Consider the following 24,887-nt stretch of genomic DNA (forward strand, 5'->3'; position numbering starts at 1 on the left):
CTTTCTGCTGCTGCCTGTTGCTATGCTAGCCTCTGCGCCGCCCGAGCGCAGCCTGGAGTTTATCGAAAACAAAGGCCAGTGGGATGCCCGCGCCCGGTACGCGGCACCGCTGCCCGCAGGCGGCCGCATGTTTGTGGAGCCGGGCGGGCTTACCTACTCGCTCTTCGACCCCAAAGCCTTTGCCCACGCCCACAACACCGAGGCAGGCAAACGCGCCGATATGGCTCCGCAAAAGATTAAAGCCCACGCTTACCGCATGCGCTTTGTCGACGGCCGCAAGAATACCAAGCTCGAGCCCATCGAGGCCACCAAAGAGGTACGCAACTACCTGCTGGGTGCCGACGCGAAAAACTGGGCCAGCAACGTGGGCAGCTACCGCGAGCTGCGCTACCGCGGCTTGTGGCCGGGCATCGATGCGCACCTGTACGAAAACAAGCAGGGCCTGTTCGAGTACGACTTCGAGCTGCAGCCCAAAGCCAACCCCGACGCTATTAGGCTGCGCTACGAGGGGGCCGATGCCGTTCGGCTGCGGGCCGACGGCGCGCTGGAAATAACCACCTCGGTGGGCGCGGTGACGGAGCTGGCGCCTAGGGCCTGGCAGCCGGGTCCGGGCGGGGAGCGGCAGCCGGTGGCCTGCCGCTACACCTTGCGCGGCGCCGACGTAAGCTTTGCTTTGGGCCGCTACGACCGCGCACGCCCCTTGGTGATTGACCCCACCGTGGTCTTCTCCACCTTCACCGGCGCCACGGCCGACAACTGGGGCTTCACGGCCACCTACGACCCGCAAGGCAACATGTACTCCGGCGGCATCGCCGACAATTCGGGCTATCCGGTTTCGCAGGGGGCTTACGATACCAGCTTTGGCGGCGTATGGGATATGGCCATCATCAAGTACAACACCGCCACCACGGGTGCTGCCTCGCGCGTGTGGGCCACCTACCTAGGCGGCAGCGCCATGGAGGCCCCGCACAGCATGGTGGTAAACAGCCGCGGCGAGCTGATCGTATTTGGCTCTACTTCGTCGAGCAATTACCCCACCACCAGCAGTGCCTACGACCGCAGCTTTGCCGGCGGACGGAGCCTCACGGCCAACGGACTATCTTATTCGAACGGGGTGGATATCGTGGTGACGCGCCTGAATGCCACTGGCTCGGCTTTGCTGGGCTCTACGTACGTAGGTGGCACCAGCAACGATGGCGTGCTCGAGTCCATTACGCTGGCCAACAACTACGGCGACCAGTTTCGGGGCGACGTAATAGTTGATGCCAACGACAACGTTTACTTCGCTTCGAGCACCAGCAGCAGCTCCACCAGCATCGGCTCCAACAACTTCCCGGTGGTGCGTGGGTTTCGCAGCACCTACCAGGGCGGCACCTCCGATGCCGTGGTGTGCAAGCTCGCCCCCGACCTCTCTTCCCTGATCTGGAGCACTTTCCTGGGCGGCGCCAACAACGATGCCGCTTACTCCATTCAGCTGAATGCAGCCGGTGAGGTGTACGTGGCGGGCGGCACCGACAGCGACAACCTCGGCAACACCGCCGGGGCCTACTTTGCTACGCGCCGGGGCGGCATCGATGGGTTTATAGCCCGCATCGGTACCACTGCCGATCAGCCAACCCTGATTCGCACCACTTACCTAGGCACCAGCTCCTACGATCAGACCTACTTTATCCAGGTTGATGACCGGGGCGGCGTGTACGCACTGGGGCAAACGCGCGGCACGGTGCCCGTAACCGCGGGCGTGTACAGCAACGCCAACGGCAAACAGTTTATCCAGAAACTTTCGCCTGATCTGTCGGATCTGCTCATCAGCACCACTTTCGGCTCGGGCCGCTCGGCGCCCGACCTCTCCCCCACGGCCTTCCTCGTAGACCAGTGCGAGCGGATTTACGTGTGCGGCTGGGGCGGCACCAACAACGTGGGCAACGGCAACGTGATGGGCCTGGTAACCACCGCCAACGCCATGCAGCGCACCACCGATGGCAACGACTTCTACCTGATTCAGCTGGCGCCCTACGCCACGGCCGTTGAGTACGCCACGTATTTCGGGGGTACCGGCCCGGGCGGCGAACACGTCGACGGCGGCACTTCGCGCTTCGACCGCCGCGGCTTTGTGTACCAGGCGGTTTGCGGCGGCTGCCGGGGCAGCTCGTCGTTTCCGTTTCCGCCGGGTGCCGGCTCGTATTCTACGGCCAACAACTCCAGCAACTGCAACAACGCGGCTTTCAAAATCGACTTCGGCATTAACGCCGCCGTGGCCGGCCCGAACCAGAACATTTGCATTGATGCCGCGCCATTGCGCCTAGGTGGTCAGCCCTCGGGCGGCACGTGGTCGGGCGTGGGGGTAACGGGTTCGGTGGCGGGCGGCTTCACGTTTACGCCCACGGTGGCCCAGGCCGGCACGCATCGGCTTACGTACTCGGTGGCCAGCACCGGCACCTGCGTAACCACCAGCACGCTCGACATGACGGTGGTACCGATCAGCACCATCAACTTTACGCCGGTGGGGGCAGCTTGCCTCAACGGCAACACGGTGCAGCTTACTGCCACGCCGGCTGGGGGCACGTTTTCGGGCCCTGGGGTGTCGGGCAGCACGTTTTCGCCGGCAACGGCCGGCACGGGCACCCATACCATTACCTATACCCTGCCGGCTCCGCTGTGCGGCAGCACCACCCAACGCGTGGTGGTAAGCCCCACCCCGCAAGTAGCAGCCGGCCCCGATACGGCCTTGTGCAGCTTCCAGCGCGCACCGTACATGCTGAAGGGCGCCTCGCCCGCCGGTGGCACCTGGAGCGGCCAGGGTTGCACGCCGCAAGGCCTGTTTACGCCGCCCGCCGGGGTGTATGGCCCCATTCTGCTCACGTACAGCTACACCAGCACCGATGGCTGCACCCAAACGGCGCAGCGCCGCGTGATGCTGGTACCCGAAAACCGCACCAACGTGCCCCTGCAGCTGCCGAGCTGCCCGCTTACGCCGCGCCGCAGCGAAGGCATGCCGGCCTACACCGGGTTGGCGCCTTTTACGCACGTGTTCAACCACGATATGCTGTTTGCCAGCCGCTACAGCTGGGATTTTGGCGACGGCACCACCAGCACGGAGCAGTTCCCGACGCACACCTACGAGAAACCCGGCACGTACGAAATCGGGTTCACGGCTTACTACAATGGCAACTGCGAGGCCAAAACCGTGTTTGCGCCGGTGTATGTAGGCACTCCGTTCATCCCGAACATCATCACGCCCAACGCCGACGGCCAAAACGATGTGTTTGAGCAGCGCCTGAGCTGCCTGCCCGTTACGCTGAAAGTGTTTTCGCGCTGGGGCAAAGAGGTGTACAGCACTGCCAACTACCAAAATAACTGGAACGGCGGCACCCTGCCCGACGGGGTATATTACTACCACGTAATGGACACCGAAGGCCGCAAAGCCAAGGGTTGGGTAGAAATCCGGCGTTAGCCGCTGGGCTCCGGGCCCGCAGTTACCGCGCAGGCGGCAGGTACACTACCTGCCGCCTGTTTTGCTTTTGGCACCTAGGGCAGCGGCCAAGAGCGCTGCCCTAGGTGCCCTGGCCCGTGCCTTACCGGCCGGCCTCGCTCCGCACCCCTGAAATAGCATCAGCATCAAACCCGACAGATTTCTTCCGCCTAAGCCCGTAGCTGTGTGTAGCTTTGTCCGATTATATACCAAGTTTTAGTTCGGGCACCGGGCTGCTGAAGTGCTTTGGGCTGAGCTGCTTTCTTCAATTATCCAATGTCTTCTTCGGCCTGGCACCGAAGCCTTGTGGCTTGTTGGCTTTTCCTATTGATTGCTGCCGCAGCAGGAAGCCCCCTTTTGGCCGCGCCCGCCCCGGCGCAGCACATCGAGTTTATTCCGAATAAGGGGCAATGGCCGCAACCGGTGCACTACATGGCGCCGCTGGTGCATGGCCGCCTATTTTTAGAAGCCACGGGCTGGACGTACGCCCTAGCTGAGCCCATCGACCCACACACCAAATCGGCCACCTCGGGGCAGGCGCAACTGCGGGCCCACGCCGTGCGCATGGAGTTTGTGGGTGCCCGCCCCGAAACGCAGCTGCAACCCGCCACGCTCACCGGCGAAGTGCGCAACTACCTGCTGGGTGCCGACCCGAAAAACTGGGCCAGCAACGTGGGCAGCTACCGCGAGCTGCGCTACCTGGGCGTGTGGCCGGGCATCGACGTGCGCCTGTACGAAAACAAGCAGGGCCTGTTCGAGTACGACTTCGAGCTGGCGCCCGGCGCCGATGCCTCGCTGATTCGGCAGCGCTATACCGGCGCCGAGCAGCTTAGCCTGGGCGAAGGCGGCACCCTCCAGATCCGGACTTCCCTAGGTACGATTACCGAGCTGGCGCCTAGGGCCTGGCAACTGGGGCCGGGCGGGGAGCGGCGGCCCGTCAGCTGCCGCTACACCTTGCGCGGCACCGACGTAAGCTTTGCTTTGGGCCGCTACGACCGCGCACGCCCTTTGGTGATTGACCCCACCGTCGTCTTCTCCACCTTCACCGGCGCCACGGCCGACAACTGGGGCTTCACGGCCACCTACGACCCGCAAGGCAACATGTACTCCGGCGGCATCGCGTTTGGCCTGGGGTACCCCGTAACGGCCGGCGCCTACAGCACCACCTTCAGCGGCAACATCGACATTGCCATCATCAAGTACAACACGGCCACCACGGGCCCGGCCTCGCGCGTGTGGGCCACCTACCTAGGCGGCAGCAGCTCCGATTATCCGCAGAGCCTGGTGGTGAACAGCCGCGGCGAGCTGGTAATCCTGAGCACCACCGGCTCGGCCAATTACCCCACCACGCCCGATGCCTTCGACCGCACTTTTGCCGGCGGCCCCTCCGTCAGCCCCTACGGCTTCAACGACCCGCTTTACACCATCGCGCAAGGCACCGATCTGGCCATAACCAGCCTGAGTGCTTCCGGCTCGGCCTTGGTAGGCTCTACTTACCTGGGCGGCACCAGCGTTGAGGGCCTGAACATGCGCACGGGCATGGTGGCGGAGCTGATGCGCAACTACGGCGACCAGTTTCGGGGCGACGTGCTGGTAGATGCCAACGACAATATCTACATCGCTTCCAACAGCTCCTCGCCCGATTTCCCTACCCGCAACAACTTTCAAGCGGCGCGCGGCGCCGGGCTCGATGCCGTGGTGTGCAAGCTCACGCCGAGCCTCAACAACCTGTTGTGGAGCAGCTACCTAGGCGGCGGCAACCCCGATGCGGCGTACTCGCTGCAGCTCGATGCGGCAGGGCGGCTGTACGTGTGCGGCGGCACCACCAGCGTCAACTTTCCGACCACGCCGGGGGCGCTGCAAACCACCCACCGCGGCGATGTTGACGGCTTTGTGGTGCGCATCAGCGCCGACGGCAGCAAAATGGAGCGCTCGACCCTGCTTGGCACGGCGCAGTACGATCAGACTTACTTCGTGCAGCTGGATACCAACGGCGACGTGTACCTGCTCGGGCAAAGCCTAGGTCAGTACCCCGTTACAGCCGGTAGGTACGCCAACGCCAACGGCCGCCAGTTTATTCATAAGCTGAACGCCGACCTTACCACCACCAGCTTTTCGACAGTGTTTGGCGCGGGCCGCCCTACCATCGACATTTCGCCCACCGCGTTTCTGGTCGATCAGTGCAACCGCATTTACGTTAGCGGCTGGGGCGGCAGCACCAACGCGAGCCAGGGCAACGGCTACACCACCAACCTGCCCACCACGCCCACGGCGGTGCAGCCCACCACCGATGGCAGCGACTTTTACCTGATGCAGCTGGCCGAGGGCGCCACGCACCTGGAGTACGCCACTTTCTTCGGCGGCTCCAGTTCCGACCACGTCGACGGCGGCACCTCGCGCTTCGACCGCCGGGGGTTTGTTTACCATGCCGTGTGTGCTTGCGGTGGCGGCAATGCCACCTTCCCGATTCCGCCCGGCGCCGGCACCTACAGCACCCGCAACGGCTACTCCAACTGCAACAACGCCGCCTTTAAGTTCGACTTTGAGCCGCAACGCGCCGTAGTTGGCCCCGACATGACGGTGTGCCTCTCGGCCGGCGCTATTCCATTGGTTGGTTCGCCGGCGGGCGGTATCTGGTCGGGGCCGGGCGTAAGCGGCTCGGTTGCCACGGGGTACGTGTTCAATCCTACGGCCGTGGGCCTGGGCCAAAGCACGCTCACGTACAAAGTGGTCAACAACTTCTGCCAAAGCCAAACCACCCAGAACGTTACGGTGGTGCCTACGCCCACCGCTACCTTCCAGCCGCTGCCGTTCAACGAGTTCTGCGTCAACTCGCCCGCTGTATCGCTCGCGGCTTTGCCGGCAGGTGGTACGTTTTCGGGGCCGGGCGTATCGGGCAGCACGTTTTCGCCGGCAACGGCAGGGCCGGGCACCCACACCATTACTTATAAGTATACCGTAACGGGCTGTTCCGTTACGGCTACCCAGCAGGTAAGCGTACTAACCGCCAACGCCGGCCCCGATTTCAACCTGTGCCTACCGGCTGCCCCGGTGCGCCTAGGTGGCTCGCCCGCCGGGGGCACCTGGGCAGGGCAATACGTTACCGGTTCGGCGGCTACGGGCTACTTTTTTGCGCCGCCCGCTACCCTTACCGGCAACGTGGCGCTTACCTACACCATTGCCACCGCCAGCGGCTGCACCAGCAGCAGCACCTTGCAGGCCAGCGTATTTGCCGCGGCCGTGGTAGCAGCGCCCGCCCAAACCAATTTCTGCGCCACCGACAACACCCCGCTCAAGCTGCCCAACGCCGCCTACTGGAGCGGGCGCGGCGTGCAAGGCCCGTCGTTTCAGGGCTTCACCTTCAACCCGGCCGTAGCCGGCCCCGGGCAACACACGCTCACGTACGTAACCTACAACGGCCCCTGCGAAACCCGCGGCAGCGTCACGATGTCGGTAGGCAACCCGCCCGCCATTGCCTTGCCGCCCGATACGCTGCTGTGCCCGGGCTCCGTGCAGGCCTTCCGCCTGCGCGGCCTGCCCCTAGGTGGTACGTGGTCGGGGCAGCATGTAACAGCCGCCGGGGTATTCACGCCCCCGGCGGGTTTTGCGGGCTCCGTAGCTCTTACCTACACGGTTAATAATGGCGGCTGCATCAGCAGTGCCACGCGCCGTGTGGGCGTGGCCCCCATGCCAGCTTTTGGGCCTAGGTGGCAAGCCACCAATTGCCCCACCGACCGCCAGGCTCCGCTGCAGGTCCAGTTTCGCGGGGTTGATGTAGCCGATGTGCAGTGGGACTTCGGCGACGGCAGCACCGCCACCGGCCTAAATCCGGCACACATTTACGCCCAGCCTGGCCGCTACCAGCCGAAGGTAGTGATGTACTATAACAGCCGCCTCTGCCGCACCGAGCTTCAGCTTGCTCCCATCGAGGTGCTCGAAACCAAACCCATCCCAAACATCATCACGCCCAACGCCGACGACAAGAACGACGTGTTTGAGGTATCGGCCGGCTGCCCACCTGGCTTGCAGGTGTTTTCGCGCTGGGGCCAGAAAGTGTACGACGATGCCGCTTACCGCAACAACTGGGGCGGTGGCAACCAGCCAGCGGGCACCTACTATTACCTGTTGCGCTACGTTGATGGGCGCACGGTGAAAGGCTGGCTCGAAATTCAGCGTTGACGGAGCTCCTTGCGTTTCGGCTTCGGAAGTTGTATATTTGCAGTAGTTAATCGTAATCAGAGGAGGGGACGCGTAGTCCCCTCTTTCTTTTACTACCCTTTTCCATGAGCTTCGAACGCACCCGCATACAGCAAATGCTGGAGGCCAGCCTGCCCGGCCCCGAGTACTTTGTGGTAGGCCTGACGGTGAGCGACACGGCTGTCCGTCCGAAAATCACGGCTACCATCGACGGCGACCAAGGTATCGGCATCGATGAGCTTGGCTCCATCACGCGTCGTCTTACCCGCCAGATCGACGAAGCTTACGGCGAAGATGCTGCCTACTCATTGGAAGTCACTTCGCCCGGCGCCGATCAGCCCTTGGTGAGCCCGCGCCAGTATGCCCGCCACACCGGCCGCACGCTTAGCCTGAAAATGACCGACGGCACCGAAAAAACCGGCACCCTGGAAGAAGCCACCGCCGAAGGCGTTGTGGTGAGCGAGGTGGTAAAGGAAAAGAACAAGAAAAAGACTCTTGAGCCTGCGCTGGTACCGTTTGCGGACATTCAGGAGGCAAAAGTCGTCATCTCATTTAAGTAAATTACCGACTGGTTTACTGTTGCACAGATAGTTAGCATCTTGCCTGGGTATCAGGCACCTGCTCGCTGCCGGCAACAGTACGGCATTCAAACACCACCCATATGAACACGCTCAACCTCATCGAGTCGTTCTCGGAGTTTGCCAAGTTCAAGAACATCGACCGTCCTACCATGATGAGCATCCTCGAAGAGGTGTTCCGGACGATGATTCGTAAGAAGTACAACGACGACTCCAACTTCGACGTCATCATCAACCCCGACAACGGCGACTTAGAAATTTGGCGTAACCGCGAAATCGTGGACGACGAATCCGAGGACATCTGGGACCACGACAAAATTCCGCTGTCGGAAGCCCAGAAGATCGAGCCGGACTTTGAGGTAGGCGAAGAAGTATCGGAACAGGTGAAGCTGGAAGAGTTTGGCCGCCGTGCCGTGCTTATGGCCCGCCAAACGCTGATTCAGCGCATCAAAGACCTGGAGCGCGACAACCTGTACCAGAAGTACAAGGACATGGTTGGCGAAATCATCGCCGGCGAAGTGTACCAGGTATGGGGCCGCGAAACGCTGGTGCTTGATCAGGAAGAAAACGAGCTAAGCCTGCCCAAAACGGAGCAAATCCCCAAGGACCGCTACCGCAAGGGCGACACCATTCGGGCGGTGGTGCACCGCGTCGATGTCATCAACGGTGCTCCCAAGATTATCCTGTCGCGTGCGGCCCCGGCTTTCCTGGAGCGCCTCATGGAGCAGGAAGTGCCCGAAATCTTCGATGGCCTGATTACCATCAAGAACATCGTGCGCGAACCCGGCGAGCGTGCCAAAGTAGCCGTTGAAAGCTACGACGACCGCATCGACCCGGTAGGCGCCTGCGTGGGCATGAAAGGCTCGCGTATTCACGCCGTGGTGCGCGAACTCGAAAACGAGAACATCGACATTATCAACTACACCGACAACCTCGAGCTGTACATTCAGCGTGCGTTGTCGCCGGCCAAAATTTCATCGATGAAAATCAATGAACAAACCGGCCGTGTTTCGGTGTTCTTGAAACCAGACCAAGTGTCGCTGGCAATCGGCCGGGGCGGTGCCAACATCAAACTGGCCTCCCGCCTTGTGGGCATGGAAATCGACGTGTTCCGCGAAGCCGACTCTTACGAAGAGGATATTGCGCTGGAGGAATTCAGCGACGAGATTGACCAGTGGATTATCGATGAGTTGAAGAAAATCGGCCTCGACACGGGCCGTGCCGTATTGGCTGTGAACAAAGCCGATATCGTACGCCGTACCGAACTGGAAGAGGAGAACGTAGAAGACGTTTTCCGCGTCATCCAGGCCGAATTCGACGGCGAGGACGAAGCTGCCGAGCCTGCTGAGGGCGAAGCAGCAGAACCCAACGCGTAACCGGCGGACCGGCCTCCAACGTAGGCGACCGACACCCGCTTCGGATATCATCGGCGGAAAGCCTGTCCGTACTGGCAGGTTTTCCGCCGTTTGGCAATAATTAAATCGTACTTTTGCAACAAACTACGAGTATCGCACGCGACCAAAGAATGGCGGAAGCAGCAAGCAAACGACTGAAACAAGCGGCCACGGACCTGAACGTCGGGACCCACACGATTGTGGATTTTCTCGCGACGAAGGGAATTTCTGTTGAAAATAAACCCACCACCAAGCTGTCGGCCGATCAGGTTGCACTGCTGAACAAAGAGTTTGCGTCGTCGGCTCAGGATAAAGCCGAGGCTACCAAACGAAGCCAGTCGCTGCGTCATACTGAGCTTGAGCAAGCCTCCCAAGCCAAGGAAGCTGCCAAGGTGGTAACGACCCCAAAGCCAGCCGAACCGGCTGCCCCGGCTCCGCAACCGGCTGCCGCTCCGGCAGCAGAAGCTAAGCCCGCAGCTCCGGCCCCGCAGCCCGCTCCCGCTCCTAGCGCGGACAACGGCCGCCCCGTACCCGGCCTTAAGGTGTTGGGTAAAATCGAACTCGATGCGAAAGGGCGTCCGGTACCGCCAAAGCCTGCGCAACCTGCTCCAGTGCCAGCCCCGGCTGCGGCCCCTGCAGCTACTACTGTTCAGCCCGCTCCGGCACCTGCGCCCGCACCGGCTCCCAAGCCTGCACCGGCACCGCAACCCGCACCTGTAGCACAGCAGCCAGTTGCGCCTAAGTCTGCGCCAGCCCCTGCCGCCACGCCGGCACCGGTAGCTGCGCCCCAGGCTGCAGCGTCGGCACCGGCTTCTGCTCCAGCAGCCCCGGCTCAGCCTGTTGCTCCGGCGCCAGCGCCAGCAGCTCCGGTTGCCGAAGCTAAGCCTGCTGCGCCGGTAGCGGCTGCCCCCGCTCCTACCCCGGCTCCGGCCGAGCCAACTCCTGAGCAAGGCACTATCATCGCTCGCGCCGATCAGCTGAAAGGCCTGACGGTGCTAGGCAAGATTGAGTTGCCCACCGACGCTTCGCGTCGTGGTGGTGGCAACCGTGGTGCCCGCCCGGTAGCCTCTTCGGATGTGCGCAAGGCAGGCATTGGCGATAAGAAAAAGCGCCAGCGTATTACTACGCCCGGTGGACAGCAGCAAGGCCCCGGCCAGGGCGGCAATCAGCAACAAGGCGGCAACCGCCCCGGCGGTACCGGCAACGACCGCCCGACGCGTCCGGCCAATCAGGGCAACCGCCCGGGTGGGCCCGGCGGCCGCGACAACCGCGGTGGCAACCCCAACCGTCCGGCTCCTGCTGTATCGCCCGAACAGAGCGACAAGCAGATTCAGGACCAGATCAAGGCTACGCTGGCTCGTTTGAGCGGTGGCCGTGGTGGCAATCAGCAAAACCGCGCTAAGTACCGCCGCGATAAACGCGCTGGTATTGCCGAAGCGCAAGAGCTGGCCCGTCAGCAAAGCGAGCTGGCCTCGAAGACGCTGAAGTTGACCGAGTTCATCTCGGCCAATGATTTGGCTTCGCTGATGAACGCCTCGGTGAACGACGTTATCAAGGTTTGCTTGAACATGGGCATGTTCGTGTCCATCAACCAGCGCCTCGATGCCGAAGCCATTACGGTTATTGCCGATGAGTTTGGCTACGATGTAGAATTCCTGTCGGCTGAAGACGAGCAGGATGTGGCCATCGTTGACGAAGACGATCCGGAAGCACTGCAGGATCGTGCTCCGATTGTGACCATCATGGGTCACGTCGACCACGGTAAAACCTCGCTGCTCGACTACATCCGCAATGCGCAGGTAGCCAAAGGCGAAGCCGGTGGTATCACGCAGCACATCGGTGCTTACGAAGTAACCACCGACTCGGGCCGCAAAATCACCTTCCTCGATACCCCTGGTCACGAAGCGTTTACCGCTATGCGTGCCCGCGGTGCCAAGGTAACCGACATTGCCATCATCGTGGTGGCTGCCGACGACTCGGTGATGCCGCAGACGAAGGAAGCCATTAACCACGCGCAAGCTGCCGGTGTACCCATCGTGATTGCGCTGAACAAGATTGATAAGCCGGGTGCAAACCCCGACAAAGTCCGCGAGGAACTGTCGGCCATCAACATTCTGGTTGAAGAATGGGGTGGTAAGTACCAGTCGCAGGAGGTATCGGCCAAAACCGGTGCTGGCATCAGCGACCTACTCGAGAAGGTTCTGCTGGAAGCCGAACTGCTTGAGCTGAAGGCCAACCCCGACCGTCGGGCTGTGGGCTCGGTTATCGAAGCTTCGCTCGACAAAGGCCGTGGCTACGTAACCACCATTCTGGTGCAAACGGGTACACTGAACGTAGGCGACATCGTGTTGGCTGGTCCGCACTATGGCCGCGTGAAGGCTATGACCGACCACCGCGGCAAGAAGATGAAATCGGCTGGTCCTTCGACTCCGGTTCAGCTCCTGGGTTTGCAGGGCGCGCCGCAAGCCGGCGACAAGGTTGTGGCAATGGAAACGGAGCGCGAAGCCCGCGAAATTGCTACCCAGCGCCTGCAGCTGCAGCGCGAGCAGTCGATGCGCACGAAAAAGCACATTACGCTCGACGAGATTGGCCGTCGTTTGGCTATCGGTTCGTTCAAAGAGCTCAACATCATTGTTAAGGGCGACGTGGACGGCTCGGTGGAAGCACTGTCGGACTCGCTGCTGAAGCTCTCGACCGGCGAAGTGGCCGTAAACATCCTCTCGAAGGGTGTAGGCGCCATTTCCGAATCGGACGTATTGCTGGCCTCGGCTTCGGATGCTATCATCATCGGTTTCCAGGTGCGCCCGTCGCTGGGTGCCCGCAAACTGGCCGAGCAGGAGCAAATTGACATCCGTCTCTACTCGATCATCTACAACGCCATCAACGAGGTGAAGGATGCGATGGAAGGCATGCTGGCCCCGACGGTGCAGGAGGTGACGGTAGCTACGGTGGAGGTACGCCAGGTGTTCAACATCACGAAAGTGGGTACGATTGCCGGCTGTATGGTTACCGACGGCACCATCGCGCGCAACACCAAAGTGCGTGTGGTACGCGACGGCATCGTGCAGCACACCGGAGCAATCCTGGCCCTCAAGCGCTTCAAGGACGATGCGTCGGAAGTGCGCCAAGGCTACGAATGCGGTATCTCGATCAAAAACTTCGATGACCTACGCGAAGGCGACATTATCGAAGGCTTCGAGGAGAAAGAAGTTAAGCGTACGCTGTAAGCCAACGGCTTACTACCATACCGAAGACCCCAGCCCGCAACGGCTGGGGTTTTTTGTTGCGGTACAGGCAACGCCTTCGCGCTTATATGACTCTATGTGCCCGGTGTGTTGTATCTTATGAGTGCGCCACCCACACTTGCTTAGCAAATGAAATACCTGTTACTCGGCGTATACCTGTGCTTATCGACAACCTGGGCCGCTGCGGCACCTAGGCCCGGTGTATTGGTGGTGGAAGACACCGCGCGAGTGTACCAGCTGCGCACGCAAGGCTCTGTACTGGCCACGAGCCAGCCCTTGAGCCTCGCTCAGGTACGCTCGGCCAGCTGGCACAACCGGTTTGCGCCAGCTACCCAGGCTGCCGGGGCGCCAACCGCAACTGAGCTGTGGTGGCGCTTTAACATTACTTCCGTGGCTCATCCGGCGACGCACTGGGTGCTGAGCACGAACACGGAGTACATGGACGGGCTGGATGTGTACGTGGTGCCGGCCAATGGGCAAGTGCAGCATCAGCGCATGAGCACGGCCTTGCCGCACAAGCAAACCCATGCCCTGCGTACGCGCTACTTTAACCTAGGGCTGAGTTTGCCACCTGGGCAAGTTGTAACGGTGTACCTCAGAGCTCCGGCTCAACAAGTAGTGTACCCCACCCTGGCGGAGCAGGCGCATTTACTACAGCAATACCGCGAAGCCGACTGGGCAATGGGCCCTTATTTCGGCATTTTGCTGGCGCTGCTGGCCTACAACCTGCTCCTGTATGTGTCCGTCCGCGACAGAAGCTATTTGCTGTACGTGCTCTACGTAGGCTTTTTTGCCGCGCTGCAGTTTGATATGACGGGTTATTGGCGGCAAGTGTGGCCCAACAACTGGTCGGGTTTTGCCCTGGATATGCGTCAGAACCTGGTGCTGGCCTGCACCATCTTCTTCGGCACGCTCACGGCTCGGGCTTTTCTGGATTCGTGGCGCCTGTTGCCGCGCTTTGATAAAGTTCTGAAGCTTACGTTGCTGGTGGCATGGCTGCCTTTGGCCAGCGGCTTCTTCGCCAACCCCAACCACGCAATTTGGTGGCAAGCCCTGCCCGCCCTCTGGACGTGCGTAGTGCTTTTGGCGGCTGGGGTGCTGGTGTTGCGCACCGGCTACCGCCCAGCCAGGTACTACATGGCTGGCTGGACGCTCCTGCTCGTGGCGGTGGCCAATTTTTACCTAGGGCTGCTGGGCATTACGCCCCGTACCGGATTTTGGGCCGCGCACGGCGTGCACGTAGCCTCTGCCTTGGAGATGTTGCTGCTGTCGTTTGGCTTTGCCGACCGCATCAACCTGGCCAAGCACGACAAAGAATTGGCGCAGGAGGCGGCCATGCATGCGCTGCAGCAAAAAGAAGCGGCCCAAAGCCAAGCACTGGCCGCCCTACGCGAAACCCAACGTGCGCAGGAAGTAGCGCTGGTATTATCGCGCGAAAAGGAGGAATTGCAGGAGCGCACCAACCACGAGTTGGCCGAACGTGCGGCGGAGCTGCAACATGCTTACCAAGAGCTGCACGAAAGCATCCGCACGTCGCACCACTTGCAGGAGCTTGATGAACTCAAAACCAAGTTCTTCACCAATATTTCGCACGAGCTGCGCACACCGCTTACCCTTATCATCAGCCCGCTGGAGCAACTACTCAGCGAGGCACAACAACACCCCCGGCTGCCCGCTCCGCCCGAGTACGCGCTGATGCTGCGCAACGCCCGCCGGCTGCTGCAGCTCATCAATCAGTTGCTCGATATTGCTCGGCTGGAAGCAGGCCAGATGCACCTAGGCGCCGCGCCCGCCGACATGGTGCGCACGGTACGAACAGGGGTATCGTCGTTCGAGTCGTTGGCGGTGTCGCATGGAGTGGCCTTGCGTTTCGAAACAGAACTGGAAAGCCTGGAAGTGTACCTCGATGCCGACCAGTTCGACAAAATCCTGTACAACTTGCTTGGTAACGCATTCAAGTTTACGCCCGCCGGTGGCGAGGTACTCGTGAGCGTGGGCCAGCAAGCCGGGCGGGCAGTGCTGCGCGTGCAGGATACCGGCGTGGGCATACCCGCCGAGCACGTACCGCTTATCTTCGACCGGTTTCATCAGGTTGATGACACCCACACCCGCCGGCACGAAGGCTCGGGCATTGGGCTGGCACTGGTAAAAGAATTGGTAGCCCTCCACCACGGCAACATTCGCGTGCTGAGCGCCCTAGGTGAGGGAACCACCTTTGTGGTGGAGCTGCCGCTGGGCAAGGCCCACTTGCAGCCCAACGAGCTACGCGCCGCAGCCGCTGCATCTGCCACCGGTTTGGCCGCGCCCCTCCCCGATTTTATCGACCAACCCGATACCAACTTGCCGGTGGCGCCTGCCGATGCGCGCCCGTTGGTGCTGGTGGTAGAAGACAACCCCGAAGTACGCGACTACATCCGTACGTGCCTGGCCGCCGAGTTTAGGGTGCGTACGGCCAACGACGGTGCTCACGGACTGGCCTTGCTGAAGGACCTTGAGCCGGACTTGGTTGTTTCCGATCTGATGATGCCGCAGCTGGATGGGCTTGAGCTATGCCGGCGCCTGCGCGCAGACGAGCACACTTCCCATATTCCGGTGATACTGCTCACGGCCCGGGCGGGCGACGAAGCTCGCCTGACCAGCTTTGGCCTGGGTGCCGATGAGTACCTGACGAAACCTTTTCATCCGGAGGAGCTGCGCGTGCGCATTCATAACCTGGTGCAGCAGCGCCGGCTGTTGCGGCAGCGCTTTGGCCGCGAGGTTACGCTGCAGCCGCGCGACATCAGCATCACCTCAGCCGACGAAACGTTCCTCAACCGTGCCATGGGCGTGGTGGAACAACACATGGCCGATACCGGGTTCAGCGTAGAGCGGTTTGCCGACGAAATGGCCATGAGCCGTGTGCAGCTGCACCGCAAGCTGAAAGCCCTTACCGACCAATCCACCTCGGAGTTTGTGCGCACGGTTCGGTTGCGCCGGGCGGCGGTGCTGCTGCAGGCCCACGCCGGCAACGTGGCCGAAGTGGCGGAGGCGGTGGGGTTTGCCAACCTTTCCTACTTCAGCAAATGCTTCCGCGAGCTGTACCAACAGTCGCCATCGGAATACGCGGCGCAGGCAATTACCACCACCTGACGTGGTTGCCTTGCGCACGTTTTGCAACTTCTGTTGAGTTTACCCAGGGCTTTAGTATAAATACAAAATATTGATTATTAACTACTTACATACAATGAAACATATGCAACAGCATTTGAAACATGGGTATTAGCAGTCTGGCAGCCTGAGCCCCCACATTTGTGCCGTCGAAAGCAAAGGGCCAGCTCACCACGCACAACGGCTGCTTTGCTTCGGGCACCAGCTGCCTACCTAGGCGCTGGCCCAGTTATCCCTATCATTTTTTCTCACCGTTATGCTTGCTTTGGAGAGGTTGTTGGCCGCTGATGTAGTGTTACGCTTTAGTAGCCGCTTAGGAAGTTGGTTGGGTGATTTCGACGAAGTGGGAATTGCGCCGGGGGGCTCGCCCGAACACCGCGGCAGTACCGAGCAGCTCGACCGGAAAATGGCCATTATGTGCTACCTATCGGTGTTTGGCTGGTTGGTAGCTTACCGGGCTTCGCGGCACGAACGCGGCCCGCTGGCAACCTTTCATTTGCGCCAGATGACGCTGCTCCTGCTGCTTAGCGTGGGCATACTCGGGGCCCAAATCGTAGTACTGCCATTCTTCGGCTGGAGCAGCCTGGTGGTTGCGGGCGGCGGCCTTGCGCTTACGCTCCTCATGCGCATGCTCGGCGTAATGGCTGCCATGAGCGGCTTGCAGGAGCCGTTGCCCTTTATCGGCCGCTTCGCCTACCGCTTGCTGCCGGGCTTTTAGCCGGCCGCACCTAGGGTTTGCCTCACATAAACAGGTGCCTTGGTTGCTCGCGCTTCGCGTAGCCAACTACTTCAATTTCGGTGTGCGCCCCGCCTCTAGGCCAATTGGCCTGGGGGCGGGGCGCATTTGCTAAGGCAAGCCCTGGGTTTTATCAGCGCGTGTTACGGATGTGCTCACATCATCATGCTATTGCCGCCGGGTAGGGCCACACGGTAGCTTTGTCGCAGACGGATGGCCGCTTTGGCCGCCGCGCTCCTGGCTCGTTTCTCACACCGTTCTAACCCCATAACCCTATGAAAACGCTTGGCATCTCTACCCTTATTGCTGTATCGGCACTGGTAACCAACACGGCCGTGGGCCAAACGCGGCCTGCCAGCAAACCAGCTGCTACGGCCAGCAAATCAGTAGCGGCCAAGCCGGCTACTACCGCCAAAGCCGCGCCGGCGGCCACCAAAGCCACCGCGGCCAAACCGGCCGCAGTGGCCCCCGCCACCGAGCCAGCCGCGCAAGCCGCGCCCGAAACGGCCGCTAAGCCAGCTGCCGCTACTACCATAAGCCAGGCGGCCACCGCGCACGAGTTTGGCAAGGGCAGCATGGCCGCCAACCTGGGCGTTGGGTTTGGCCTGGGCTACGGCTACTCGCTGTTTTCGGGTATTCGCTCTACCCCGGCCCTGAGCCTGTCGGTTGAGCGCGGCATCATCGACAACCTAGGGCCGGGCGTGATTGGCGTGGGCGGCATGATCGGCTACAAAGCCTACTCCTGGAAGTCGGGCGACTACAAGGGCTCGTGGAAGAACTTCCTGGTCTCGGCCCGCGGCGCCTACCACTACAACGTATTCGATGTGCCGAAGCTGGATACCTACGCCGGCATCAGCCTTGGCGTGCGCGTCGAGTCGTATTCCGATAACTACCTCGACCGCGAATACACCCGCCAGTACGGCGGTAGCTACGTCACGTCGGGCTTCTTCGTAGGCGGCCGCTACATGTTCAGCGACAACCTGGGGGCCTTTGGCGAAGCCGGCTACGATATGTCGTACCTGAAGCTCGGACTAACGGCCCGATTCTGATCGGCCCCCACATCCGCCCTTCCACCTCCCGCTGCCCCCCCCGCCATGAACGCTCCGCGCACCTTTGCCGGCAATGCCTTGCTGCTCGCGCTGCTCGTGAGCTGCGGCCAGGGGCATCAAAGCCAAGCCCCTCCCGAAGCAGCTGCCGAGCACCCCACGGAGCAACTCGAGCAACAGTTGGTTGATGCCGAGCTGCGGTACCAGGAGCGGGCTTCGCGCGGCGATACGCTCTCGATGCGCCACCAGGAGCTGCAACGGTTTCTGCCGCTGGAGGTGGCCGGGTTTGTGCGCGAAGGCGAGCCGCAGGGCGCATCGGTGAACATGGGCAGCGTGCGCTACTCTACCTGCGAGCAGCGCTACCGCAAGGGCAACCAGCAGCTGAAAGTGCAACTCGTGGACTACAACGGCGCCAATGCCCTGTACGCCGGCGCCACGGCCCTGATGGGCCTTGGCTCGCAGGAGAGCGACGAGCAGCTGATGCAAAGCTGCGACCTGGGCCTGCCGGGGGTGCGCGGGTACGAAACCCTGCAAAAACAAGAGCACCGGGCGGCCGTGGCCCTAGGTGTCGGCGACCGGTTTTTCGTGTCGGTCGAGTCGACGCAGCAACCCGATACCAAGCTGGTAAAGGAAGTTGCGCGCCAGCTCAACCTCACCCGCTTAGCCAGCCTTTAGGCACCGGCCTGTGTGCCGGGCCGCGCTGCCACCTAGGGCCGGCATTCTACTTCCTCATCCATTTCGCAACTACTCGCCATGAAATCGTTTCTGCTCATTCTGGGTACGCTGCTGCTGTACCCGGCGCTGTCGCAAGCCCAATACGGCATTCTGGAGCGGGCCGTGCAGCGCGCCGCCGAACGCAAGATCGAAGCCGCCGTGGAGCGCAAAATCACCGAGCGTACCGGCGACTATTATACCCAGCTGCTCGAAAACGGCCGCATCGTATCGCACACCATTCAGTTTGAAGAAGGCTCGGCCACGCTCCTGCCCGATTCGCAGCCTTTTGTGAAAGGCCTGGCCGATATGCTGCGCCGCGACGCCGCCATCCGCGTGCGCATCGAGGCCCATACGCTGCTCGGCGGCGATGCGGCGGCCAACCAAAAACTCTCGCAGCGCCGCGCCGACGCCGTGCGCGCTGCTTTGGTAGCACTCGGCATCGATGGCACCCGCCTGGCCGCCAAAGGCCTGGGGGCCTCGCAGCCCCTCTACTCCGAACCCGACGACGAGTACGCTCCGCTCAACCAGCGCGTGGAACTCGTGAAGCTGTAACCCATGGCAGCGGTACCCAACATAGTACTCCGTCGGTGCGCGGGCTTGCTGCTGGCGGCGCTGCTCGGCTATGGCCTGGCACTTGGCTAAAGTATCCCGGCTCCTTCCCGTTCCTTCTCTCAACCCAGGCTTTACTTGGTTGCCCCGGCAACACCCGTCAATTCTTCTGCGACTCAGAGGCGAACGGTGGCTCTGAAACGACACGAAGAAGCAAAAAGCCCCGGAGCGCTGCGCCGGGGCTTTTTCTTTACTAAGTGCTGCTTGTTACTTGAAGAACAGGAAGCCCTTTTTGGGGTGCTTATGCTTCAGCGGCTTGCCTTTGGGGTCGATGCCCGGCGCCGGGCGCGTTTGGCCGCGCTTTTGTGGGCGCACACCCACGCGCTTGTCTTTAAACTTGCGCACCGTAAAGGCGCCCGAAGACCGATCGTACTGCCGCGCCGACGACGAGCCGCGCGTGAGGCTGCTGTTGCCCACGCCCGAGCGCGCCTCCAGCACTTCCATTTGCTGGTCGCGCTTCACATCGTCAGCGTTCATGCTCATGCGCTGCTGCATGCGCGCAATATCCTGAGTCGAGGCCTTCCGCTTTTTCGGAGCCTCGCGGCGGGGCCCGTTGCCCGTGAAGGGGGTAGCCGAAGTTTGCGCCTGCGCGGCAGGGGTGGCCAGCATACCAGCGGCCAGCAGGGCAGCGGCGGCAATGTATTTTTTCATGTCAGCAGAAACGAGAAGTTGGCAGCTACGCCGGGCCAACGGGCCCCTAGGCAAGTTAGTTCAAAATGCCCCACGCCGGCTTGGGCGGGCACAATAAACGCGTTGCAGTACGTAGCCAATGCAAGTAACGCCGTTCTGGCAAAAACAATGCCTCACCGGCCCAGCCAACCAAAAGCCGGTGCCGGGCCTGCGCATTGGCAGCTGCCCCGGCACCGGCTACCTTGGTGCACCTAGGCCCAACCGCGTGTGCTAGGCACGTGCCCGGAGCGCGTCGCGGATTTCGGCCAGCAGAATTGCCTCTTTCGTGGGTGCAGGCTCCGAAACCACGGCCACCGGGGCGGGCTTCTTGAAACGGTTGGCCAGCTTCACCACCCAAAAGATGACAAAGGCAATGACCAGGAAGTAAATAAGGGCATTGATGAAGTTGCCGTAGTTGAGCGTGGCGGCTTTGGCGGCCTGCGCTGCCTCCAGGGTTTCGTAGTGGTTGCCGTCGAGCGACACGAACATCTGCTTGAAATCGATGCCGCGCGTGAACAGGCTCAGCACCGGCATGATGATGTCGTCGGTAAGCGACGTCACGATACGGCCGAACGAAGCGCCGATGATTACACCAACGGCGAGGTCGAGCACATTGCCCTTCGAGATGAACTCTTTGAACTCGGAAACGAAACCCATAGTGATGTGGAGTAGAAGTGTTTGGGATTGATGCGGTTGGGTGTAAGTATAGGAGAAATCGAATTACCTCCTAGGGGTGCAGCGAGCATAACAAAGGTGCAGCGCGGTGCCAGCTGTTGTGCTTGCCTGTTGGCCGGGGCACCGATTTGCTTTCCGAACCGGGGCTGCTCCTTTCTTGATGCCCCAAAGCCGAGGTGCGCATTGTCTCTATCTTTGCCGGCACGCTTCGCAAACCACCCTACTAGCCTCATGCTTCCAGAACTCGAAAACCTTGCGCTCGACCGCACCGACGACGGCATTCTGACCATCACGCTCAACCGCCCCAGCAAACTCAACGCCCTGAACGCGGCCACCATCGAGGAAATCGGCCAAGCCATTCAGTTTGCCCTCGACGAGCCCTCCGTGCGCGGCGTAATCCTGACCGGCGCCGGCGAAAAGGCGTTTGTAGCCGGGGCCGACATTGCCGAGCTTTCGGCCCTGAGCGAGCCGCTGGCCCGCCGCACGGCCGAGCGCGGGCAAGAGGTGTTTTGCACCATCGAGGAAAGCAACAAGCCCGTAATTGCGGCCGTCAACGGCTTTGCCCTAGGTGGCGGTTGCGAGTTGGCCATGGCCTGCCACATTCGGGTCGCCTCCGACAATGCCCGCTTCGGCCAGCCCGAAGTAAACCTAGGGCTGATTCCGGGCTACGGCGGCACGCAGCGCCTTACCCAACTGGTAGGCAAAGCCAAGGCCTTGGAACTAATGATGACGGCTGACCAAGTGAAAGCCGACGAGGCCCTGCGCCTGGGTTTGGTAAACCACGTGGTGCCGCAGGCCGAGCTGCTGGGCTTCTGCCGCCAGCTGCTGGGCCGCATCCTCACCAAAGCCCCGCTGGCCGTGGGCCAGGTAATCGACTGCGTGAATGCGTACTTCGAGCCCGAGCGCCACGGCTACCAAACCGAGGTAAACGCCTTTGCCCGCTGCTTTGCCTCCGAAGACTTCAAAGAAGGCACCCAGGCTTTCCTGGAAAAGCGCCCGGCAGCGTTCCGGGGCGAGTAAATCAATTAAAAATGAAGAATTAAAAATTAAACGTGAGCACAGGCAGGCACCCAGTCTAGGCCAAGCGGTCAGCCGGGCGCTCTGCTGATTCTTCATTTTTAATTTTTAATTTTTAATTCCTCCCCGTGAGCGGACTAGCAAAACGGCTGGCCAGCCAAACTGCCATCTACGGCATCAGCAGCATTGTGGGGCGCGTGCTCAACTTCTTGCTGACGCCGCTTTACACCGGGCGCTTTGCGCCCGCGGCATTCGGCATTATTACCGGGCTGTTCGCTTACATGTCGTTCCTGAACGTAGTATTCACCTACGGCATGGAAACGACGTACCTGCGTTTTGCCAACCGACCAGGCACCGACCGCCGCGACTTATACGACCGGGTGCTCACGCTGCTCCTGTTGAGCAGCGTTGTACTAACGGCCCTGCTGATAGCACTGGCTCCCACGTTGATGCGTCTGCTCGGCATTCCGCCGGGCAGCGAACGGTACGCCGTGTGGCTGGCCCTGATTCTGGGTCTCGATGCCGTGGCGGCCATTCCGTTTGCGCGGCTGCGCCTGGAAAACAAGGCCGTAAAGTTTGCCTCCATCCGGATGGCCAACATCTTGCTGAACGTAGGGCTGAACCTGTTCTTTCTGGTCCTCTGCCCCGATGTGCTGGCCGGCAAGTACCTAACGGGGCTTGCGCCGCTGCTGCGCCCCCTCTACGACCCCAACATTGGCGTGGGCTACGTGTTCCTGTCCAACTTAGCGGCCAGTGCCTTTACGCTGCTGCTGCTGGGCCGCGAGCTGCTCGATTTCCGGCCGCGCCTGGGGGTTACGTACCTAGGGCCGCTGTGGCGCTACGCCTACCCGATCATGCTGATGGGCTTGGCCGGCATGGTCAACGAAACACTCGACCGCGTTCTGCTGGCGCGCTGGTTGCCCGAGGGCTTCTATCCGGGGCGCAGCAGCCTGGCGGCTGTGGGCATTTACGGAGCATGTTACAAGCTTGCTATTCTGATGAGCCTGGTCATTCAGGCTTTCAAGTACGCCGCCGAGCCGTTTTTCTTTGCCCAAAGCGAGGACAAAAACTCGCCCCGCACCTTTGCGCTGGTGCTGAAATGGTTTACCATCAGCTGCACCATTCTTTTCGTGGCAGTAAGCGTCAACATCGATTTGATTGCCCCGCGGTTTCTTACCAGCCCCGAGTACCTGGAGGGCTTGCCTGTGGTGCCGGTGCTGCTGATGGCCAACCTGTTTCTGGGCGTATACTACAACCTGTCGGTGTGGTTTAAGCTCACCGATAAAACCTACTTCGGCACCTACATCAGCTTTGGTGGCGCTATCCTGACCATTGCGCTAAACTTTGCGCTTATTCCGCTGCTGGGCTACATGGGCTCGGCCATTGCTACCCTGGTGTGCTATGCTACTATGGCCTTGGTTTGTTGGTGGCTGGGCGAGCGGCACTTTCCGGTTCCTTATCCAATGAGCCGGCTCCTGCTGTGGCTGCTGGTGGCCGTGGCCGTGGTGGCCGGTAGCTGGGCCCTGCCCCCATTAGGGGTTTGGACAACCCATGTAGTACACTTTCTGATTACGCTCGCTTTTGTGGCCACGGTGTGGCTGGTGGAGCGGCCCGAGCGGGCATTCCGCCGCCCGCAGGTTAAAGCGGTATAAGCCCTATTCTTCCTTCTTTCGTTCTCTTCGCATGCAAGTTGCCGTCATCAACCGTTCGCACCACCCGTTGCCCGCTTACCAAACCGAGCACTCGGCCGGGCTCGATGTGCGCGCCAACCTTACCGAGCCGGTTACCCTAGGTCCGCTGCAACGGGCGCTGATACCGACGGGCCTGTACCTCGAAATTCCGGCCGGCTACGAGGCGCAGGTGCGCCCTCGCAGCGGCCTGGCCTACAAGCACGGCATTGGCCTGGTAAACAGCCCGGGCACCATCGATGCCGATTACCGCGGCGAAGTGAAGGTGCTGCTGGTAAACCTGTCGAACGAAGCTTTTGTAGTAAACGACGGCGAACGTATTGCCCAGCTGGTATTTGCACGCTACGAAGCCATTGAGTGGCAAGAGGTAACCGAGCTGAGCGAAACCGTACGCGGCGCAGGCGGCTACGGCAGCACGGGTACTAAATAGCCGCAGAGTTTCGTTGGGTAGGATGATAAAATATTCGCCTAACGCTAGATATTACTTTGCCAAGAGCGAATTTTACACAGCGTTTCGTAGCAACTTACGTACACGCCACCTGAACTAAATATTGACAACGCACCCCTTATGAAAATCATCGTCCCGATGGCCGGCATGGGCAAGCGCATGCGCCCGCACACGCTCACCGTTCCCAAGCCGTTGATTCCTATTGCTGGTAAACCTATCGTTCAGCGCCTCGTCGAGGACATTGCCAAGGTTGTAGGCCAACAGGTTACGGAGGTTGCGTTTATCGTGGGCCGTTTCGGCGAAGAAGTAGAAAAGAGCCTCGTGCAGATTGCCGAATCGGTAGGTGCCAAAGGCTCTATTCATTACCAGGATGAGCCCCTAGGTACTGCCCACGCCATTTTGTGCGCGCAGTCGGCCCTGAGCGGCCCCGTGGTAGTGGCCTTTGCCGATACCCTCTTCAAAGCCGATTTCACGCTCGACACTTCCGCCGACGGCACCATTTGGGTGCAGCGCGTGGAAGACCCGCGCCCCTTCGGCGTGGTAAAGCTCAACGAGCAAGGCCACATCACCGAACTGATCGAGAAGCCTCAGGAGTTTGTGTCGGACCTAGCCATTATCGGCATTTACTACTTCCGCGACGGCGAGTACCTGAAGCGCGAGCTGCAGTACCTGATCGATAACGACATCAAGGATAAAGGTGAGTACCAGCTCACCAACGCCCTCGAAAACATGAAAAACCAAGGCGCGGTGTTCATCCCCGGCCGCGTGACGGAGTGGCTCGACTGCGGCAACAAGGACGCGACCGTGTTCACCAACCAGCGCTACCTCGAGTACCTGCACGAAGCCGGCGAAGACACGGTGGCCAAATCCGCCAAGCTCACCAATACCGTACTCATTCCGCCGGTATACATCGGCGAGAACGTGGTGCTCGAGCACAGCATTATCGGCCCGCACGTATCGGTGGGCGATGGTTCGACGGTGCGCCACTCGGTAGTGGTCAACAGCATCGTGCAGAAGTCGGCGGCCGTGCAAAACGCCAACATCACCAACTCCATGATCGGCAGCTTTGCCACGCTCACCGGCACCCCCGCCGACCTAAGCGTAGGCGATTACAACGCCCTGAAACTGTAGCGACAGCCGGGTGGTTTCGGGGTAAATGCCGTATCTTTTCCTAGGTTCGGCTTGCCCCGAAACCACCTGTTTTTACGTTTTCTGCTGCCGCAGCTTTTGCCATGATTCGCTCCGCTTCCCT

The 24,887-nt window shown here is 61.1% G+C and carries 17 protein-coding genes; 14 read left to right on the forward strand and 3 right to left on the reverse strand.

Features of this window, described 5'->3' with window-relative positions; translation table 11 throughout:
* Positions 1 to 22 precede the first annotated feature (22 nt).
* The 4 genes from OIS50_RS11985 to nusA all read left to right on the forward strand — a co-directional run bounded on the left by OIS50_RS11985 (position 23) and on the right by nusA (position 9,623).
* Positions 23 to 3,454 (forward strand): DUF7948 domain-containing protein, encoded by a 3,432-nt coding sequence (locus OIS50_RS11985; protein WP_264690876.1) that lies wholly within the window; start codon positions 23 to 25, stop codon positions 3,452 to 3,454.
* Between the two features lie 375 nt (positions 3,455 to 3,829).
* Positions 3,830 to 7,651 (forward strand): DUF7948 domain-containing protein, encoded by a 3,822-nt coding sequence (locus tag OIS50_RS11990; protein ID WP_264690877.1) that lies wholly within the window; start codon positions 3,830 to 3,832, stop codon positions 7,649 to 7,651.
* 104 nt (positions 7,652 to 7,755) lie between these two features.
* A complete protein-coding gene (locus OIS50_RS11995; RefSeq protein ID WP_264690878.1) occupies positions 7,756 to 8,229 on the forward strand; it encodes a ribosome maturation factor RimP in 474 nt (157 codons plus the stop codon).
* A 101-nt stretch (positions 8,230 to 8,330) separates the two neighbouring features.
* Complete coding sequence (gene nusA, locus OIS50_RS12000; protein ID WP_264690879.1) at positions 8,331 to 9,623, forward strand: transcription termination factor NusA; 1,293 nt, start codon at positions 8,331 to 8,333, stop codon at positions 9,621 to 9,623.
* A gap of 47 nt (positions 9,624 to 9,670) precedes the next feature.
* On the opposite strand, the gene OIS50_RS12005 is transcribed toward nusA, so the two are convergent.
* Positions 9,671 to 9,991 carry a hypothetical protein gene (locus OIS50_RS12005; protein ID WP_264690880.1) on the reverse strand — a complete coding sequence of 107 codons (321 nt, stop codon included), beginning with the start codon at positions 9,989 to 9,991 and terminating at the stop codon, positions 9,671 to 9,673.
* A gap of 261 nt (positions 9,992 to 10,252) precedes the next feature.
* On the opposite strand from OIS50_RS12005, the gene infB reads away from it, so the two are divergent.
* The 6 genes from infB to OIS50_RS12035 all read left to right on the forward strand — a co-directional run bounded on the left by infB (position 10,253) and on the right by OIS50_RS12035 (position 19,081).
* The gene (gene infB, locus OIS50_RS12010) at positions 10,253 to 12,868 is read left to right on the forward strand and encodes a translation initiation factor IF-2 (protein ID WP_264690881.1); all 2,616 of its coding nucleotides are present in this window, start codon (positions 10,253 to 10,255) and stop codon (positions 12,866 to 12,868) included.
* Between the two features lie 147 nt (positions 12,869 to 13,015).
* Entirely contained in the window at positions 13,016 to 16,015 is a 3,000-nt protein-coding gene (locus OIS50_RS12015) for a 7TM diverse intracellular signaling domain-containing protein (protein ID WP_264690882.1), read from the forward strand.
* 343 nt (positions 16,016 to 16,358) lie between these two features.
* Positions 16,359 to 16,751 carry a hypothetical protein gene (locus OIS50_RS12020; protein ID WP_264690883.1) on the forward strand — a complete coding sequence of 131 codons (393 nt, stop codon included), beginning with the start codon at positions 16,359 to 16,361 and terminating at the stop codon, positions 16,749 to 16,751.
* 293 nt (positions 16,752 to 17,044) lie between these two features.
* Complete coding sequence (locus tag OIS50_RS12025; protein WP_264690884.1) at positions 17,045 to 17,818, forward strand: hypothetical protein; 774 nt, start codon at positions 17,045 to 17,047, stop codon at positions 17,816 to 17,818.
* Between the two features lie 45 nt (positions 17,819 to 17,863).
* Entirely contained in the window at positions 17,864 to 18,490 is a 627-nt protein-coding gene (locus tag OIS50_RS12030; RefSeq protein ID WP_264690885.1) for a hypothetical protein, read from the forward strand.
* A 78-nt stretch (positions 18,491 to 18,568) separates the two neighbouring features.
* Entirely contained in the window at positions 18,569 to 19,081 is a 513-nt protein-coding gene (locus OIS50_RS12035; RefSeq protein WP_264690886.1) for an OmpA family protein, read from the forward strand.
* Positions 19,082 to 19,345: 264 nt separating this feature from the next.
* Here the strand turns inward: OIS50_RS12035 and OIS50_RS12040 are convergent, their stop codons facing one another.
* Together OIS50_RS12040 and mscL are read right to left on the reverse strand one after the other, a co-directional pair.
* Positions 19,346 to 19,789: a hypothetical protein gene (locus OIS50_RS12040; protein ID WP_264690887.1), complete on the reverse strand. Its 444-nt coding sequence runs from the start codon at positions 19,787 to 19,789 to the stop codon at positions 19,346 to 19,348.
* A 249-nt stretch (positions 19,790 to 20,038) separates the two neighbouring features.
* Positions 20,039 to 20,464 carry a large conductance mechanosensitive channel protein MscL gene (gene mscL, locus OIS50_RS12045; RefSeq protein ID WP_264690888.1) on the reverse strand — a complete coding sequence of 142 codons (426 nt, stop codon included), beginning with the start codon at positions 20,462 to 20,464 and terminating at the stop codon, positions 20,039 to 20,041.
* Positions 20,465 to 20,713: 249 nt separating this feature from the next.
* On the opposite strand from mscL, the gene OIS50_RS12050 reads away from it, so the two are divergent.
* From OIS50_RS12050 to OIS50_RS12065, 4 genes are all read left to right on the forward strand, one after another.
* On the forward strand, positions 20,714 to 21,502 hold the full coding sequence (locus OIS50_RS12050; RefSeq protein ID WP_264690889.1) for an enoyl-CoA hydratase/isomerase family protein: 789 nt from the start codon (positions 20,714 to 20,716) through the stop codon (positions 21,500 to 21,502).
* A 125-nt stretch (positions 21,503 to 21,627) separates the two neighbouring features.
* The gene (locus OIS50_RS12055; protein WP_264690890.1) at positions 21,628 to 23,151 is read left to right on the forward strand and encodes a lipopolysaccharide biosynthesis protein; all 1,524 of its coding nucleotides are present in this window, start codon (positions 21,628 to 21,630) and stop codon (positions 23,149 to 23,151) included.
* 31 nt (positions 23,152 to 23,182) lie between these two features.
* Positions 23,183 to 23,617 carry a dUTP diphosphatase gene (gene dut / locus OIS50_RS12060; protein WP_264690891.1) on the forward strand — a complete coding sequence of 145 codons (435 nt, stop codon included), beginning with the start codon at positions 23,183 to 23,185 and terminating at the stop codon, positions 23,615 to 23,617.
* Between the two features lie 138 nt (positions 23,618 to 23,755).
* Positions 23,756 to 24,766: a sugar nucleotidyltransferase gene (locus OIS50_RS12065; RefSeq protein WP_264690892.1), complete on the forward strand. Its 1,011-nt coding sequence runs from the start codon at positions 23,756 to 23,758 to the stop codon at positions 24,764 to 24,766.
* Positions 24,767 to 24,887: the final 121 nt, after the last annotated feature.

This window comes from Hymenobacter sp. YIM 151858-1 (assembly GCF_025979705.1).
Lineage (GTDB): Bacteria > Bacteroidota > Bacteroidia > Cytophagales > Hymenobacteraceae > Solirubrum.